Consider the following 17,359-nt stretch of genomic DNA (forward strand, 5'->3'; position numbering starts at 1 on the left):
ACCGTGTCCGCATTCCACGAAGCCACCGCCACCGGGGAGCGAGTGGTGCTCGCCGACTACACGACCCTGGGCCTGGGCGGCCCGGCCAAGACCCTGGTCGTGGCGCGCACCACCGACGAGCTGGTCGCGGCGGTCGCCGCGGCCGACGCCGCCGGGGAGCCCGTCCTGGTCCTGGGCGGCGGGAGCAACCTGGTGGTCGCCGACGACGGCTTCCCGGGGACCGTGGTCCACGCCGACGCGCGGGGCGTGTCCTTCGAGGAGGCGGGCACCGACGCCCAGACCGGTGAGGACGTCGTCCTGCTGCGGGCCGAGGCCGGCGTGGAGTGGGACCCCCTGGTCGAGCGCACCGTCGCGAAAGGGCTCAGCGGGATCGAGTTCCTGTCCGGGATCCCCGGGCGGGTGGGCTCCACCCCCATCCAGAACGTCGGCGCCTACGGCCAGGACGTCAGCCAGACCGTCCGCGAGGTCCTGGTGTACGACCGGGCGTCCGGCGAGCGCCGCGTCATGGACAACGCCGACTGCGGATTCACCTACAGGGACAGCGTCTTCAAGGGCGACGACCGGTACGTGGTCTGCGAGGTCGTCTTCGCGCTGCGGAGGTCGCCGCTCAGCCGCCCCATCCGCTACGCCGAGGTCGCCCGCGCCCTGGGCACCGAGGCGGGCTCCAGGGTCGCGCTGGAGCAGGCCAGGCGGATCGTTCTGGGACTGCGCAGGGGCAAGGGCATGGTCCTGGACCCCGCCGACCCCGACACCCGCAGCGCCGGTTCGTTCTTCACCAACCCGGTGCTGAGCGCCGCCGAGTTCGAGGCCGTCCGGGAGCGGGCCGCCGCTCTGCTGGGCCCCGACGTGGAGGTGCCCGGCCATCCGGACGCCCACGGCGACGTCAAGCTGTCCGCGGCCTGGCTGATCGACCGGGCCGGATTCACCAAGGGCTACGGCGACGGCCCGGCCCGCATCTCCGGCAAGCACACGCTGGCGCTGACCAACCCCGGGGGAGCGAGCACCCGGGACCTGTTGGACCTGGCCCGCGAGGTCCGCGCCGGGGTGGAGCGGGCGTTCGGCGTCCGCCTGGTCAACGAGCCGGTCATGGTGGGCGTGTCGCTGTAACGCCGCACGAAACTCACGATTCTGCCGCGCCTGATTTCTGAGTTAGGCGCGGCGAACTTGTTTTTCAGGGCTAGCTCATAATCGAATTCGACGTTGCGATGAATTGCGTATCCGCCATTTTTTGATAAAGTCGGATCAGTCGAAGGGGAGTAGTCCCCAATGCGTGCGATCGACACACTGGCCGCTCGGCGGCCCGGTCGCACGAGCCCACTCCGACGCCGCGTGGCCTGGGATGAGTGATCTTGGTCATCGTCGGTCGGTCGTCGCCCGGACCTTTTCGGTCGCGACTCGGAGTGAAGGGCGGACGAGACCTTTGACCCGGTAGGAAACGACCGGGTTGGAGGGGTGTCCGTCACCTCCTTCTGCCCCAGAGCACCTCTGAAGCGAGGAGGAGGATCAGTGACCGCATTCTCGATGGGCCTGGTGGTCAGCGCCCTCGCCATCTTCATCGCGGAAATGGGAGATAAGACCCAGCTCGTCGCGATGTCCCTGGCGACGCGCTACCGCGCGCTCACCGTCCTGCTGGGCATCACCGCCGCCACCGCGGTCGTGCACGTGGCCAGCGTGTTCATCGCCGAGGTGCTGGGCTCGGCGATCCCCACGGACTGGGTCACGCTCGTGGCCGGCCTGGCGTTCCTGATCTTCGGCTTCTGGACCCTGCGCGGCGACGAGATGACGCCCAAGGACGAGGAGCGCGCGGCGTCCCGGCGGATCCGCTCCGGGTTCATCACGGTGTTCGTGGTCTTCTTCGTGGCCGAGCTCGGTGACAAGACGATGCTCGCCACCATCACCGTCGGAACGCAGTACCACTGGCTGCCCGTGTGGATCGGCTCCACGGTCGGGATGGTCGCCGCGGACGCCATCGCCATCGCCATCGGCGCCGTGCTCGGCAAGAAGCTCCCGGAACGGGCCATCCAGGTCGGCGCCGCCGTGCTGTTCTTCGTCGCCGGTGTCGCCATGGTCGGCCAGGGCGCCTGGATGCTGCTGAGCTAGTCGGAGGCCGCACGGCGTTCCCGGGCCAGTCGGAGGCCGCGTGCGGCGTCCCATAAGGTCACGAAACCATAACTCCGCTGGATCAGCTGGTCCGGCGGGTCGCGAGGGCCTTCGAGGGGCCCGGAGCCGCATGTCGTTTCCCCAGGTCAGAGGCGAACATGAACAGCATGTTCACGTTCGCCCCCGCGGGCGGAGCCGGGATAGAACGGGGCCTGCGCGGCCACCACCGGGGCGGCCGCCCACAGGAGGAGGACGCCGTGAACGTGCTCGTGACCGGGGCCACCGGCAACGTCGGCAGGCTGGTGGTGCGGCGGCTCGTGGCCGAAGGGGCGGCGGTCCGCGCGCTGACCCGCGACCCCGCGCGGGCCGCACTGCCCGACGGAGTCGACGTCGTGCGCGGTGACCTGGCCGAGCCGGAGAACCTCGCCGGCGCCCTGCGCGGTGTCGACCGCCTCTACCTCTTCCCCGTCCCCGAGACGGCCGAGGAGGTCGTCGCCCACGCCGTGGACGCGGGAGTCGGACGCATCGTCGTCCTGTCCTCGGGCGCCGTCACCGGGGGCTACGACACCGACTTCCACCTGCCGGTGGAACAGGCCGTCGAGCGGTCCGGGGCGGAGTGGACCCACGTGCGCCCCGGTGAGTTCGCGCTCAACAAGCTCTGGCTGTGGGGGCCGTCCGTCCGCGAGGAGGGCGCGGTCTTCGATCCCCACCCCGACGCGGCCTCGTACCCCACCCACGAGGCCGACATCGCGGACGTGGCCGTCACCGCCCTGCTGGAGGACGGCCACCACGGCAGGGCGTACACCTTCGCCGGGCCCGAGCTCATCAGCCACCGCGAGCAGGTCGAGGCCGTCTCCCGGGCCGTGGGGCGCGAGATCCGCTTCGAGGCGGTCTCACCCGAGCAGGCCCGCGAGCGCTACCTCGCCCAGGGCGGCTTCGCCGCGGCCAACGCGGACATGCTGCTCGGCTTCACCGACTACGCCGGCGCCGAGGCCGACGCCGACACCTGGGCCGAGGAGGTCGCGGCGGCCCAGGCGGCCGTGGACCCCGCGCCCACGGCGCGGGAGGCGACCGGGCGGCCACCGCGCGACTTCGCCCAGTGGGCCCGGGACCACGCCGACGACTTCCGCTGACCGCGGGGCGCTGACCGCTGGGCGCCCCACCGCTCACGCCGTGGACGGCTCCGTGGCCAGCCAGGAGTCGACGCCCGTCAGCAGGTCCTTCTTCAGGGAGTCCGGGGCGCCCGAAGCCCGGATGGACATGCGGGCCAGCTCGGCCAGTTCGGCGTCGCCGAAACCGAAGACCTCGCGGGCGAGCCGGTACTGCTCCTCCAACCGGGGGCCGAAGAGGAGGGGGTCGTCGGTGCCCAGGGCGATCGGGACGCCCGCGTCGTAGAGCCGGCGCAGCGGGAGGTGCTCCATCTTGTCGTAGACCCCCAGGCCGATGTTGGAGGTCGGGCAGATCTCCAGCGTGACCCCCTGGGTGGCGATCCGCTCGACCAGGTGGGGGTCCTCCACCGCGCGGACGCCGTGGCCCACCCGGTCCGCGTTGAGCTCGTCCAGGCACTCGCGGATGCTCGTGGGGCCCTGGAGCTCGCCGCCGTGCGGGGCGGACAGCAGACCGGCGCGTCTGGCGATCCGGAAGGCCCCCTCGAACTCGCGGGCGCGCCCCCGTCGCTCGTCGTTGTTGAGGCCGAACGAGACCACGCCCCGGCCCGCGTACTGTCCCGCCAGGCGGGCGAGTGCCTTGGCGTCCAGCGGGTGCCTGGTGCGGTTGGCCGCGACCATCAGCCCGATCGCCACCCCCGTTTCGCGCTCGGCGGTGCGGGCGGCGTCCAGGACCAGTTCCAGGGTGGCGGTCAGCCCGTCGAAGAGCGCCGCGTACCCGCTCGGGTCGACCTGGATCTCCAGCCAGGACGAGCCGGCCTCCCGTTCGTCCTCGGCGGCCTCGCGCAGCAGGCGGTACATGTCCTGCGGGCGGCGCAGGACCGAGCGCGCGATGTCGTACAGGCGCTGGAAGCGGAACCAGCCGCGTTCGTCCGTGGCCCGGAGCCGGGGAGGCCACTCCGTCACCAGGGCCTGGGGAAGGTGGATCCCGTGCTCCTCGGCCAGCTCGACCATGGTCGAGTGGCGCATCGAGCCGGTGAAGTGCAGGTGCAGGTGCGCTTTGGGCAGCCGGTCCAATCGGCGGGCGCTGATCGGTGTCTCCATGACGAGAGTCTGCCTCATGCGGCCGCCCCGCGGGTGCGGGACCACCGAACACGGGAGCGCCCCGCGGGGCGCTCCCGCGTTCGGATCAGGCCAGCAGCTTCTGGATCCGGCCCACGCCCTCGGCCAGGTCCTCGTCGCTCAGGGCGTAGGACAGGCGCAGGTAGCCGGGGGTCCCGAAGGCCTCGCCCGGTACCACGGCGACCTCGGCCTGCTCCAGGATGAGCTCGGCCAGCTCCGCCGAGGTCTGCGGGCGCCTGCCCCGGAACTCCCGGCCCAGCAGGCCCTTGACCGAGGGGTAGGCGTAGAACGCGCCCTGTGGCTCGGGGCAGACCACGCCGTCGATCTCGTTGAGCATGCGCACGATCGTCCGGCGCCGGCGGTCGAAGGCCTCCCGCATCCTGGCCACGGCCGTGAGGTCGCCCGAGACGGCGGCCAGCGCGGCGGCCTGGGAGACGTTGGCGACGTTGGAGGTGGCGTGCGACTGCAGGTTGCCCGCGGCCTTGACGACGTCCTTGGGGCCGATGATCCACCCCACGCGCCACCCGGTCATGGCGTAGGTCTTGGCCACGCCGTTGACGACGACCGTGCGGTCGGCGATCTCGGGGACCTCCACCGGCAGGGAGCTGAACTCGGTGTCGCCGTAGACCAGGTGCTCGTAGATCTCGTCGGTGAGCACCCACAATCCGTGCTCGTTCGCCCAGCGGCCGATGGCGCGGACCTGCTCGCGCGGGTAGACGGCACCGGTCGGGTTGGACGGGGAGACGAACACCAGGACCTTGGTCCGCTCGCTGCACGCCTGCTCCAACTGCTCCACCGAGGCCAGGTAGCCGGTGCTCTCGTCGGTCACGACGTAGACGGGCACACCGCCGGCCAGCTTGATGGACTCGGGGTAGGTGGTCCAGTACGGGGCGATGACGATGACCTCGTCGCCCGGGTCGAGCATGGCGGCGAAGGCCTCGTAGATCGCCTGCTTGCCGCCGTTGGTGACCAGCACCTGGGAGGGCTCCACCTCGTAGCCGGAGTCGCGCGCGGTCTTGTCCGCGATCGCCTTCTTCAGCTCGGGCAGGCCGCCGGCGGGCGTGTAGCGGTGGAAGCGGGGCTCGCGGGCGGCAGCGACGGCCGCCTCGACGATGTAGTCCGGCGTCGGGAAGTCCGGCTCGCCCGCGCCGAAGCCGATGACGGGGCGGCCCTCCGCCTTCATGGCCTTGGCCTTCGCGTCCACGGCCAGGGTGGCGGACTCGGAGATGGCGCCGATACGTGCGGAGATACGGGGTCGGTCAGTCATGGCTCCATGGTGTCACGCGCGGCCCCGATCGATGGGGCGCCGGACGGCGGGTGCGCACGAAGGAGTGACGGCGGGTACGCACGAAGGAGTGACGGCGGACACGGCGTTCTGGGATCATCGGGACCGATCCGGCGAACCCCCTGCGGAAGACGGGACCGCGCCGGCGAACTTCCTACGGAAGCGGTGCCATGGCCCCCCTGAGCGACGCGGACCCGACGCGGATCGGCCCCTACCGCCTGCACGGTCGCCTCGGCGTGGGCGGCATGGGGCAGGTGTTCCTGGGGCGTTCCCCGGGCGGGCGCATGGTCGCGGTCAAGGTCGTGCGCCCCGAACTGGCCGAGGACGCGGACTTCCGGCGCCGGTTCGCCAGCGAGGCCGCCGCCGCGCGCAGGGTCGGCGGGTTCTACACCGCGCAGGTCGTGGACGCCGACCCCGAGGGCACACCGCCGTGGCTGGCCACCGCCTACATCCCGGGGCCCTCGCTGCACCAGGCCGTGACCGCCCACGGGCCGCTGCCCCTGGAGTCGGTGGCCGTCCTCGGCGCGGGCCTGGCCGAGGGCCTGGCGGCGGTGCACGCGAGCGGTGTGGTGCACCGCGACCTCAAACCGGCCAACGTGATCCTGGCCGAGGACGGGCCCCGGCTGATCGACTTCGGGATCGCCCGCGCCCTGGACACCACGTCGCACACCCGCACGTCCACGGTGCTGGGCACGGCCGCGTTCATGTCCCCGGAGCAGGCCGCGGGGGAGAAGGTGGGTCCGGAGTCCGACGTGTTCTCGCTGGGCTGCGTGCTCGCCTACGCGGCCACCGGGCGCAGCCCCTTCGGCGACGGCCCGGTGCACGCGGTGGTCTACCGGGTCGTGCACACCCCGCCCGACCTGACCGGCCTGCCCGCGGAACTGGCCGACCTGGTCGGCGCCTGTCTGGCCAAGGACCCCGGCTCCCGGCCCGCTGTGCGGAGTGTCCTGGACCGGCTCGCCGCGCTGAGCGAGGGGACCGGTCCCGGACGGTGGCTGCCGGAGGAGCTCACCCAGGTGATCACCGAGCGGCGGACCCTCGTGGCGACCACGGTGGAGCCCGGCGACGGGGGCACACCGCCGCCCTCGTCGCCCCCTTCGTCGCCCCGGCCGTCCAGTGGGTCCGTGTCGGCGGGGGCGACGCGCCCGCCGGACCTGAAGCCGACCGGCGCGACCCTGCTGGCGCACGAGCGCCGCCGCGCGAGCGGTGGGGCCCCACCGCATCCGGCCGACGGGTACCGAGCGGCCGTGTACGTGCTGCTCGGTCTCTGCCTCCTGCTCTCCCTGACCACCGTGGCCTACCAGCTCTTCGTCGAATCGTCAGCGGCACCGCGCTTCCAGTGGAGAGTGGACGCGCAGCTGGTGAGGTACCGCGCCCAGATCGGCCATCCCCTCAGTATTGTCCAGGGAGTAGTGAACCTGGGACTGGTGATCGCCTGGCTGATCTGGTTCTTCCAAGTGCGAGCAGTCGCTGAGCGGTTCGCGCCCGGGCGGCTGCGATACAGGCCCGCGACGGCCGTATGGGGCTGGTTCGTTCCGGTGGTCAACCTCATCGTGCCCAAGCAGATCGCCGACGACGTCTGGCACGCCTCCAGCCACCTCGGCGCCGACGGAGCGATGGCTCCGGCCCGTGTGCTGCACATGTGGTGGGCTCTGTGGTTGGCCACCTTCCTGACCTGGCCGTTCCTCTTCGTTCCGTGGTACCTCTACGCCGATCAGAGGGAGCCGCTGGGAACGGAGCTCCTGATCTTCGACCTGGAACCCATGGCCTGGTTCAACTTCGGCGCGCAGCTGCTGCTCATCGCCGCGGCCGTCGCCGCCTTCCTCTTCGTCCGGCGCCTGACCGCCATGCAGGCCGCCAGGCTCGCCGCCTGACGTCGGGGGACGTGCCGGTGGCGGAAACCGGTTTGGCCGGAGTGCGCGCTTGGGCTTAGACTCTCTCGCGCCGGTCGGCCGTGGCCAGGGTGTTACATGGTTCACGGTGTGCGTACACCGCGGGGACCGGCTATGGTGGGGAACGCAGTTTCCGCTAAGGGCAGTGGCTCAATTGGCAGAGCACCGGTCTCCAAAACCGGCGGTTGGGGGTTCGAGTCCCTCCTGCCCTGCAAGTCCGTAGGCCCGGTGCGCGCGAGCGCACCGGGCACAGGCCAAGGAACAACGGGGACATCGAGCAGCCCGCGACCCTAAGGACCCTCAGGTGACTCAGACTGACGCCGACGCCAAGCCCCACAAGGAGCCCAAGCGTCGCACGGGTCCGGTGGACTTCGTCAAGCAGTGCGTCGGTGAGCTGCGCAAGGTCCGCTGGCCCACGCGCCGGGAGCTCGTGACCTACACCATCGTCGTGCTGGTGTTCGTGGCGATCATCCTGTCCTACGTCTCCCTTCTGGACTTCGCCTTCGGCGAGGCCGTGACCTGGCTCTACTCCACCTTCGGCCGTCCCGCCGGGGTCTAGGGTCCGACCACCGGCCGACGCTCGCGTCGGACGGTGTCCACGGCACACGCCCTTCCTCCCGGCTCCCTCCTCGTCCGCGCGTTGGTCCCGCTGCGCCCGGAAAGACCGTAAGCTGGCAGAACCGGGTCCGACGTGGAGCGCTGTTCGGCGTGCGTCGACCCGCACTAGCGAATCCGACGAGAGAAAGAGCAGCCGTGTCCGAGTCCCCACTGACCTCTGACGACTTCCCCGAAGAGGAGCCGGATCAGACGGCGGCGGATGAGACCGGCCTGGGCGAGCCTGTCGAGGAGCCTTCGGAGGTCGCGGTCGAGTCCGACGCGTCCGAGGAGGACACCGACGTCGAGAGCGGCGAGTCCGCCGAGCCGACTGAGACCGAAGAGCCCCGGCTGGACCCCGTCGAAGAGTTCAAGAACGAGCTTGTCCTGCTCCCCGGCGACTGGTACGTCGTGCACACCTACGCGGGTTACGAGAAGCGGGTCAAGGCCAACGTCGAGAGCCGCACGCAGTCGCTCAACATGGAGGACTACATCTTCCAGGTCGAGGTGCCCGAGCACGAGGTCACCGAGGTCAAGAGCGGCAAGCGCCAGCAGGTCACCGAGAAGGTCCTGCCCGGCTACGTCCTGGTCCGCATGGACCTGACCGACGAGTCGTGGTCGGCCATCCGCAACACCCCTGGTGTGACCGGATTCGTGGGCCTGTCCAACAAGCCCGCCCCGCTGAGCCTCACCGAGGTCGCCAAGCTCCTGGCGCCCGAGCCCGAGGTCGAGCCGGAGCAGGCGAAGCAGGCCAAGGGCGGCGTCTCCGAGGCGCGTTCCGACGTGGCCTACGAGGTCGGCGAGTCCGTCACCGTCATGGAGGGCCCGTTCGCCACGCTGCCGGCCACCGTCAGCGAGATCAACCCGGACACCCAGAAGCTCAAGGTGCTCGTGTCGATCTTCGGCCGCGAGACCCCGGTCGAACTCTCGTTCACCCAGGTCGCCAAGATCTGATCCGTCCCGCCCGGGCACCTGCCCGGGACGCGTAGACTTGGTGGGTCCGCCTTCGGGCGGACCCACACTCGCACCCCGCTTCGGCGGGGCGCACTCCGGTCCGCCCGGTCCCGGCGGGCCGTCGCTCACGTGCCCCGCGCACGGGGCGCGCCCTCTTCGGCACCGGCGTCGGCCGCGCTCAGCGCCCGACGCCGTACAGGGAGGGCGGGGACCAGCTCACACCGCACATCAGGCAAAGGACCCGATATGCCTCCGAAGAAGAAACTGGCCGCACTCGTCAAGGTGCAGCTCCCCGCCGGTCAGGCGACCCCGGCTCCGCCCGTCGGTACCGCTCTCGGTCCGCACGGCGTCAACATCATGGACTTCTGCAAGCAGTACAACGCTGCCACGGAAGCCCAGCGCGGCAACGTCATCCCCGTAGAGATCTCCATCTTCGAGGACCGTTCGTTCAGCTTCGTCACCAAGACGCCTCCGGCGCCCAAGCTGATCCTGAAGGCGGCCGGTCTGGACAAGGCCGCCACCACTCCGGGACGCGGCACGGCCGGTTCCATCACCGCCGAGCAGGTCCGCGAGATCGCGCAGACCAAGCTGCCCGACCTCAACACCACCGACATCGAGGCCGCGGCCAAGATCGTCGCCGGTACCGCCCGCTCGATGGGCATCGAGGTCAAGTAGTTCCCGAACGGGACGCTCGACGAACAGAACCACCGTGGCAGGGCCAGGCGCTGGCCCACGGACCACACGTTCCCTCAAGGAGAACAGCGTGAAGCGCAGCAAGAACCACCGCAAAGCCAGTGAGCTGGTGGACCGCGACAAGCTCTACAGCCCCGCCGAGGCCGTGAAGCTCGCCAAGGACACCTCCAACGTCAAGTTCGACCCGACCGTCGAGGTCGCCCTGCGCCTGGGCGTCGACCCGCGCAAGGCCGACCAGATGGTCCGCGGCACCGTGAACCTGCCCAACGGCACCGGTAAGACCGCCCGGGTCCTGGTCTTCGCGACCGGTGACCGTGCGGAGCAGGCTCGCGCCGCCGGAGCGGACTACGTCGGTGACGACGACCTCGTCCAGGAGATCCTCAACGGTTTCCTCGACTTCGACGCCGTCGTGGCGACCCCGGACCTCATGGGCAAGGTCGGCCGCCTCGGCCGCGTGCTCGGTCCGCGTGGCCTCATGCCCAACCCCAAGACGGGCACCGTCACCCCGGACGTCGCCAAGGCCGTCACCGAGATCAAGGGCGGCAAGATCGAGTTCCGCGTCGACCGCCACGGGAACCTGCACTTCATCATCGGCAAGCTCTCCTTCGACGAGAGCAAGCTGCTGGAGAACTACCAGGCCGCGATCGACGAGGTGAACCGCCTCAAGCCGTCCGCCGCCAAGGGCCGCTACATCAAGAAGGCCGTGGTCACCACGACCATGGGCCCGAGCATCCCGCTCGACGCCTAGTCTTCGCGAGGCCGAACGGCCCCCGGATCCCGCCTGGGATCCGGGGGCCGTCGTCGTTGTGCCGTAGCCGTGCCGTCGTCGGCTACAGGTCGGTGATCTCGTCCTCGGAGGGCATCTCGAAGGAGGTCTCGCCCAGCTGGGAGTAGACCATCGAGATCGAGGAGACGTCGTCGCTGAAGTCCATGCGCATCGGGAAGCCGTCGTCGCTGACCCACAGGGACACGTCCATGGCACCGGTGGCGCCGCCGACGAGCTCGTCCAGGGCGCTGCGCTGGTCCGGCTCGAGCTCGTCGAGGTCCTCAGCGGTGAACGACCCCTCCAGGACGGTGGTCGAGACCCCGTCGACCTCCTCGCTGCCGGTCTCCTCGATCGTGTCGATGGACGCGACCGCGCCCGCGACCTTCGGGAGCTCGGAGGTGTCGAACATGCTGTCGGTGACGGGCTGCTGGCCCTCGCCGGCCCCGCCGCGGACCCAGGCGGTGTCGGCCTCCTGGAGGCCGTTGTGGTTGGACACCAGCATCTCGCCCTCGGCCGGGACGATGACGGTCGAGGTGCTCATCTCCTCGGCGCTCAGTCCCGCGCCGGGGCCGCCGAGCTCGGCGAACATCTCGCCCATGGCCGGCATGTACACGGTCACCTGCGCGGCCTGCGGGTCGGCCATCACCTCGTAGGTGAAGGTCATCTCCGTCTCGCCGAGCTCGGGGTCGGTCGAGGTGATGTCCATGTCGAGGGTGTAGTTGTCGACGGCCTCGGTGCGCGAGGCGAGGTCGCCCAGCAGCTCCAGTACACCGCCACCGCCGCTGTCGCCGTCGTCGGCGGAGTCGGACGAGGTGGCCGGTGCCTCCTCGTCGGGGGCGCCGCAGGCGCTCAGGGCGAGGGCGAGGGTCAGGGAGCCGGCGGCGAACAGGACCGGCTTGTTGGTCTTCACGGGAGCTTCGCTTTCTCGTGTCGGGGGAGGGGCACGTCGGAGAGCGGGGATGCCCGGATCACATAGTGGCACGTGGAAGCGACATATCCGCACTAAAGGGGCGCCGTGGGCCGGGATGGTCGGCGCCGCGGCCCGGCGGTGGAGTGAGCGAGGACTCATCCCGGGGCTCCGGCTTCGGTGTGCGAAGGCCGCCGGTCGTCCGGTACGCTGGGTTCTTGCCGAAGACCGCTGGTCGTCACCCGAACGGGTGACCTAAGGACCCATCCGCGATGGGCGCCCGCGCAGGTGTCACTCAAGCTTTCCCGTTCCGGGGGCTCATGGCCCGAGAGAACGCGGATGTGCCCCGTGCGCCTCGCGCTCGGGGCTTTTTCTCGTGCTGACGCCGATCGCGAGAGTCCTTGGGGACCAACCAGCGTTCACTGTTGGAAGGAGTCCCATGGCGAGGCCGGACAAGGCAGCTGCGGTCGCCGAACTCACGGACGAGTTCCGTGAGTCGAACGGCGCCGTGCTGACCGAATACCGGGGGCTCAGTGTGGCTCAGCTCACCGAGCTGCGCCGTAGCCTCGGCCAGAACGCGCGTTTTCGCATCGTCAAGAACACGCTGACCAAGATCGCGGCGAACCAGGCGGGTCTCGAAGAGCAGGTCAAGGACCTGTTCGAGGGACCGTCCGCCATCGCCTTCGTCCACGGTGACGTGGTCGAGGCCGCCAAGGGTCTGCGTGACTTCTCGAAGGCGAACTCGCCGCTGGTGATCAAGGGCGGTGTCATCGACGGCAAGTCGATGAGCGCCGAGGACATCACCAAGCTGGCCGACCTGGAGTCCCGCGAGGTTCTCCTCTCGAAGATGGCCGGTGCGCTCAAGGCCAAGCAGGGCCAGGCCGCCGCCGTCTTCCAGGCGCTGCCGTCCAAGACTGTGCGTCTCGCGCAGGCTCTGGCGGACAAGCGCAACGAGGAAGCCGCTTAAACCTTTTGAACCACGGTGGGTGCCGCTACGGCGCCCGGCCGAAGGCTCGCACGTGACGCCGTCGGGTGCGCGTGTCTGTAGAGAAAGAGAGATCGCATCATGGCGAAGCTCAGCAACGAGGACCTGCTTGCCGCGTTCGAGGAGATGACCCTTCTCGAGCTGTCCGAGTTCGTGAAGCTCTTCGAGGACAAGTTCGACGTCACCGCCGCCGCTCCGGCCGCCGTCGTCGCTGCCCCGGGTGCCGGTGGCGGCGCCGCCGAGGCCGCTGAGGAGCAGAGCGAGTTCGACGTCATCCTCGAGTCCGCCGGTGACAAGAAGATCCAGGTCATCAAGGAGGTCCGCAGCCTCACGAGCCTGGGTCTCAAGGAGGCCAAGGACCTGGTCGACAACGCTCCGAAGGCTCTGCTCGAGGGCGCCAACAAGGAAGCCGCTGAGAAGGCCAAGGCCGCTCTCGAGGGCGCCGGCGCCACCGTCACCCTCAAGTAGTCCTGCGCGGGGCCCAGAGCCCCGCTGGTCTGCGTACACGCGGCCGTCCCTCCTCCGGGAGGGGCGGCCGCGTTTGTTTGGGCCTCCGCTTCGCTTTGGCTCGTGCTCGGGGCGCCCGGAAGCCAGTGTTCTTCGTCGTCGACTCGCCTTGCTCGCAAACTCGCTGCGGCCCCGTTCTCCTCCTGCAGAACACTGGCGCGCCCCTCACCACACCCCCAGTGGTCCCGTAGGCCGAACGGCCCACTTTCAACCCCCAGCGGCCCCGCGGACGCTCCGTCCCACTCCGCGCAGGCGCCCCCGTTCCATCGCGTCCCCTCGGGGCCGCCCAGGCGCCCCGGTGCGGGCGGCGGGGCCCTGAGGACCCCCGCGACACGCTCGGGAGGCGGCTCACGGGGTGGTGGCGATCGGTCCTTTTGGTCGCGATCGGCCGACGTGTCCGGTGTCACTCTCGTGACACGTGTGGCATGCTGGGCCGGTCGCGACCGCAGGTCGGCACCCTCGTGTGCGAAAGGTCCGCGGGACGCGATAATCTCCCGTCTCGGGTTTCTTGACGGGCTCCGGGGAGAGTGTTTACCCGGTGGGGGCGGGGGAATCCTTCCGGGTGTCCGACGGCTCCCCATCCCCCTGGGAGCCAGGGCAGGCGCGTTCGCTCACCCATGGAGCCACAGGCTCCGGATCGGGTCCGAATCGGTCCTCCGGGATTTTACGGAGGCCGGTGGGCTTGACGGATCGCCCTTCGCGGGCGATCCTGCCGGTGTCGTGAGTGGTGCTGTGAAGCGTGAGTGGACAGCGGTGTAGTGTTCGGCTACACTGCTCTTTTGCGCTGCCCTTTGGTGATCCCTGTGTCGGAGTACGGCTGCCGCCCATCCCGTTTCGTCTGGACACGGTAGGCCCGTTCCCGCTCGATGTGACCGTCTCAACCGCGTTGCGGCGGTCCTTCTCGTGACGGATCGTCTGGCGTGCGCGCTTCAACCGCCACAAGCCTTCGGAAGGACCCCTGTTGGCAGCCTCGCGCAACGCCTCCGCTGACGCCCTTGGTCCGCACCGCGTTTCTTTCGCCCGTATTCAGGAACCACTCGAGGTCCCGAACCTGCTTGCTCTGCAGACCGAGTCGTTCGACTGGCTGCTGGGCAACGACAAGTGGAAGACCCGGGTAGAGACGGCCCGAAACGCTGGCCGCAAGGACGTTCCGGAGCAGTCCGGCCTCGAAGAGATCTTCGAGGAGATCAGTCCTATCGAGGACTTCTCGGGCACGATGTCGCTGTCGTTCCGCGACCATCGGTTCGAGCCGCCCAAGTACTCCGAAGAGGAGTGCAAGGACAAGGACATGACCTACTCCGCCCCGATGTTCGTCACGGCGGAGTTCATCAACAACGACACCGGTGAGATCAAGAGCCAGACGGTCTTCATGGGCGACTTCCCGCTCATGACCGTCAAGGGCACCTTCATCATCAACGGCACCGAGCGCGTCGTCGTGTCCCAGCTGGTCCGCTCCCCGGGCGTGTACTTCGACAAGTCGCTCGACAAGACCTCGGACAAGGACCTCTTCGGCTGCAAGGTCATCCCGTCGCGGGGTGCCTGGCTGGAGTTCGAGGTCGACAAGCGGGACTTCGTCGGCGTCCGCATCGACCGCAAGCGCAAGCAGGGCGTCACCGTCCTGCTCAAGGCGCTGGGCTGGACGACCGACCAGATCCTGGAGCGTTTCGGCCAGTACGAGTCGATCCGCAACACCCTGGAGAAGGACCCGACCGCCGGTACCGACGACGCCCTGCTGGACATCTACCGCAAGCTGCGCCCGGGAGAGCCGCCCACGAAGGAGTCGGCCCAGGCGCTGTTGGAGAACCTGTACTTCAACCCCAAGCGCTACGACCTCGCCAAGGTCGGCCGCTACAAGATCAACAAGAAGCTCGGCCTGGACGCCGACTACACGCAGGGCACGCTGACCGAAGAGGACATCGTCGCCACGATCGACTACATCGTCCGCCTGCACGCGGGCGAGGTGGAGAAGGAGACCGTCCGCGGCCTCCGTCCGATCGAGACCGACGACATCGACCACTTCGGCAACCGCCGTCTGCGCACCGTCGGCGAGCTCATCCAGAACCAGGTCCGCCTGGGCCTGGCCCGCATGGAGCGCGTCGTGCGCGAGCGGATGACGACCCAGGACGTCGAGGCGATCACGCCGCAGACCCTGATCAACATCCGTCCCGTCGTCGCCTCCATCAAGGAGTTCTTCGGCACCTCGCAGCTGTCCCAGTTCATGGACCAGACCAACCCGCTCGCGGGTCTGACCCACAAGCGCCGCCTCTCGGCGCTGGGCCCGGGCGGTCTGTCCCGTGAGCGCGCCGGCTTCGAGGTCCGCGACGTCCACCCCTCGCACTACGGCCGCATGTGCCCGATCGAGACGCCTGAGGGCCCGAACATCGGTCTGATCGGCTCGCTCGCCGGGTACGGCCGCGTCAACTCGTTCGGTTTCGTGGAGACCCCGTACCGCAAGGTCGTCGACGGTCGTGTCACCGACCAGGTCGACTACCTCACCGCGGACGAGGAGGACCTCTACGTCATCGCGCAGGCGAACACGCCGACCAACCCGGACGGCACCTTCGCCGAGGCCGGCGTCCTCGTCCGTCGTAAGGGCGGCGAGTTCGAGCAGGTCAGCACCGACGAGGTCGACTACATGGACGTGTCGCCGCGCCAGATGGTGTCGGTCGCCACCGCCATGATCCCGTTCCTGGAGCACGACGACGCCAACCGCGCGCTCATGGGTTCCAACATGCAGCGCCAGGCCGTGCCGCTGCTGCGCGCCGAGTCGCCCTTCGTGGGCACCGGCATGGAGTACCGTGCCGCCACCGACGCCGGTGAGGTCGTCCTCAACGAGAAGGCCGGTGTCGTCGAGGACGTCAGCGCCGACTACGTCACCGTGATGGCCGACGACGGCACGCGCAAGACGTACCGCATGGGCAAGTTCCAGCGCTCCAACCAGGGCACCTGCTTCAACCAGCGCCCCATCGTCGCCGAGGGCATGCGGGTCGAGGCCAAGCAGGTCCTGGCCGACGGTCCGTCCACGGACCAGGGCGAGATGTCGCTGGGCAAGAACCTCCTCGTGGCGTACATGTCCTGGGAGGGGCACAACTACGAAGACGCGATCATCCTCTCCCAGCGCCTGGTGCAGGACGACGTCCTCTCCTCGATCCACATCGAGGAGCACGAGGTCGACGCCCGTGACACCAAGCTGGGCCCGGAGGAGATCACCCGCGAGATCCCCAACGTCAGCGAGGAGGTCCTGGCCGACCTCGACGACCGGGGCATCATCCGCATCGGCGCCGAGGTCGTGGACGGCGACATCCTCGTCGGCAAGGTCACGCCCAAGGGCGAGACCGAACTGACCCCGGAGGAGCGCCTGCTGCGCGCCATCTTCGGTGAGAAGGCGCGCGAGGTCCGCGACACCTCCCTGAAGGTGCCGCACGGCGAGACCGGCAAGGTCATCGGCGTGCGCGTGTTCAGCCGCGAGGAGGGCGACGAGCTCGCGCCCGGCGTCAACGAGATGGTCCGCGTCTACGTGGCCCAGAAGCGCAAGATCACCGATGGTGACAAGCTCGCCGGCCGTCACGGCAACAAGGGCGTCATCTCCAAGATCCTGCCGCAGGAGGACATGCCGTTCCTGGAGGACGGCACGCCCGTCGACATCATCCTCAACCCGCTGGGCGTGCCCGGCCGGATGAACGTCGGACAGGTGCTGGAGGTCCACCTCGGGTGGTTGGCCAAGAACGGCTGGCTGGTCGAGGGCGTCGAGGAGGAGTGGCAGAAGTCGCTGCACGCCATCGGAGCGGCCGAGGTCGAGCCGAACTCGCGCGTGGCGACGCCGGTCTTCGACGGCCTGCACGGTGACGAGCTCAGCGGCCTCATCCAGTCGGTCCGCCCGAACAAGGACGGCAACCGCCTCATCAACGAGGACGGCAAGGCGCGTCTGTTCGACGGCCGCACCGGTGAGCCGTTCGCCGAGCCGATCTCCGTCGGTTACAAGTACATCCTGAAGCTCCACCACCTCGTGGACGACAAGATCCACGCGCGCTCCACCGGCCCGTACTCCATGATCACCCAGCAGCCGCTGGGCGGTAAGGCGCAGTTCGGCGGTCAGCGCTTCGGTGAGATGGAGGTGTGGGCCCTCGAGGCGTACGGCGCCGCCTACGCCCTGCAGGAGCTGCTCACCATCAAGTCCGACGACGTGGTGGGCCGGGTCAAGGTCTACGAGGCCATCGTCAAGGGCGAGAACATCCCCGAGCCGGGCATCCCTGAGTCCTTCAAGGTGCTCATCAAGGAGATGCAGTCGCTCTGTCTGAACGTGGAGGTGCTGTCCAGTGACGGTATGTCCATCGAGATGCGGGACAGCGACGAGGACGTCTTCCGCGCCGCGGAAGAACTGGGAATCGACCTGGGTAGGCGCGAGCCGAGCAGTGTCGAAGAGGTCTAACTTCCGCATGTTTCGAGAG

The 17,359-nt window shown here is 69.4% G+C and carries 14 protein-coding genes and 1 tRNA gene; 12 read left to right on the plus strand and 3 right to left on the minus strand.

Annotation, left to right across the window (positions count from 1 at the left end; translation table 11 throughout):
• The first annotated feature begins 3 nt into the window (after positions 1-3).
• The 3 genes from DFP74_RS15670 (at position 4) to DFP74_RS15680 (ending at position 3,233) form a co-directional block, all read left to right on the plus strand.
• Positions 4-1,107, plus strand: coding sequence for a UDP-N-acetylmuramate dehydrogenase (locus tag DFP74_RS15670; RefSeq protein ID WP_121182368.1), 1,104 nt, complete (start codon positions 4-6; stop codon positions 1,105-1,107).
• A 399-nt stretch (positions 1,108-1,506) separates the two neighbouring features.
• Positions 1,507-2,100: a TMEM165/GDT1 family protein gene (locus tag DFP74_RS15675; protein ID WP_121182369.1), complete on the plus strand. Its 594-nt coding sequence runs from the start codon at positions 1,507-1,509 to the stop codon at positions 2,098-2,100.
• A 167-nt stretch (positions 2,101-2,267) separates the two neighbouring features.
• A complete protein-coding gene (locus DFP74_RS15680) occupies positions 2,268-3,233 on the plus strand; it encodes an NAD(P)H-binding protein (RefSeq protein WP_370013383.1) in 966 nt (321 codons plus the stop codon).
• A 33-nt stretch (positions 3,234-3,266) separates the two neighbouring features.
• Here DFP74_RS15680 and DFP74_RS15685 read toward each other — a convergent pair whose 3' ends face one another.
• Together DFP74_RS15685 and DFP74_RS15690 are read right to left on the minus strand one after the other, a co-directional pair.
• Positions 3,267-4,310: an adenosine deaminase gene (locus DFP74_RS15685; protein WP_121182370.1), complete on the minus strand. Its 1,044-nt coding sequence runs from the start codon at positions 4,308-4,310 to the stop codon at positions 3,267-3,269.
• A gap of 85 nt (positions 4,311-4,395) precedes the next feature.
• Positions 4,396-5,595: a pyridoxal phosphate-dependent aminotransferase gene (locus DFP74_RS15690; protein ID WP_121182371.1), complete on the minus strand. Its 1,200-nt coding sequence runs from the start codon at positions 5,593-5,595 to the stop codon at positions 4,396-4,398.
• Positions 5,596-5,783: 188 nt separating this feature from the next.
• Between DFP74_RS15690 and DFP74_RS33535 the strand changes: the two genes are divergently transcribed.
• The 6 genes from DFP74_RS33535 to rplA all read left to right on the plus strand — a co-directional run bounded on the left by DFP74_RS33535 (position 5,784) and on the right by rplA (position 10,494).
• Positions 5,784-7,487 carry a protein kinase gene (locus tag DFP74_RS33535; RefSeq protein WP_158613007.1) on the plus strand — a complete coding sequence of 568 codons (1,704 nt, stop codon included), beginning with the start codon at positions 5,784-5,786 and terminating at the stop codon, positions 7,485-7,487.
• Positions 7,488-7,644: 157 nt separating this feature from the next.
• Positions 7,645-7,717, plus strand: a tRNA-Trp gene (locus tag DFP74_RS15700).
• 92 nt (positions 7,718-7,809) lie between these two features.
• Positions 7,810-8,064, plus strand: coding sequence for a preprotein translocase subunit SecE (gene secE, locus DFP74_RS15705; protein ID WP_121182372.1), 255 nt, complete (start codon positions 7,810-7,812; stop codon positions 8,062-8,064).
• Between the two features lie 194 nt (positions 8,065-8,258).
• Positions 8,259-9,053 (plus strand): transcription termination/antitermination protein NusG, encoded by a 795-nt coding sequence (gene nusG, locus DFP74_RS15710; RefSeq protein ID WP_121182373.1) that lies wholly within the window; start codon positions 8,259-8,261, stop codon positions 9,051-9,053.
• Between the two features lie 246 nt (positions 9,054-9,299).
• Positions 9,300-9,728, plus strand: a complete 429-nt coding sequence (rplK, locus tag DFP74_RS15715; RefSeq protein ID WP_121182374.1) for a 50S ribosomal protein L11 — start codon at positions 9,300-9,302, stop codon at positions 9,726-9,728.
• A gap of 88 nt (positions 9,729-9,816) precedes the next feature.
• Positions 9,817-10,494 (plus strand): 50S ribosomal protein L1, encoded by a 678-nt coding sequence (rplA, locus tag DFP74_RS15720; RefSeq protein ID WP_121182375.1) that lies wholly within the window; start codon positions 9,817-9,819, stop codon positions 10,492-10,494.
• Positions 10,495-10,576: 82 nt separating this feature from the next.
• On the opposite strand, the gene DFP74_RS15725 is transcribed toward rplA, so the two are convergent.
• A complete protein-coding gene (locus DFP74_RS15725; protein WP_121182376.1) occupies positions 10,577-11,422 on the minus strand; it encodes a hypothetical protein in 846 nt (281 codons plus the stop codon).
• A gap of 436 nt (positions 11,423-11,858) precedes the next feature.
• Between DFP74_RS15725 and rplJ the strand changes: the two genes are divergently transcribed.
• From rplJ to rpoB, 3 genes are all read left to right on the plus strand, one after another.
• Positions 11,859-12,386, plus strand: a complete 528-nt coding sequence (gene rplJ, locus DFP74_RS15730; protein ID WP_053618571.1) for a 50S ribosomal protein L10 — start codon at positions 11,859-11,861, stop codon at positions 12,384-12,386.
• 99 nt (positions 12,387-12,485) lie between these two features.
• Positions 12,486-12,872, plus strand: coding sequence for a 50S ribosomal protein L7/L12 (rplL, locus tag DFP74_RS15735; RefSeq protein WP_121182377.1), 387 nt, complete (start codon positions 12,486-12,488; stop codon positions 12,870-12,872).
• Between the two features lie 1,000 nt (positions 12,873-13,872).
• Complete coding sequence (rpoB, locus tag DFP74_RS15740; protein WP_121182378.1) at positions 13,873-17,340, plus strand: DNA-directed RNA polymerase subunit beta; 3,468 nt, start codon at positions 13,873-13,875, stop codon at positions 17,338-17,340.
• The last annotated feature ends 19 nt before the right edge of the window (positions 17,341-17,359 follow it).

The organism is Nocardiopsis sp. Huas11, assembly GCF_003634495.1.
Classification (GTDB): Bacteria; Actinomycetota; Actinomycetes; order Streptosporangiales; family Streptosporangiaceae; genus Nocardiopsis.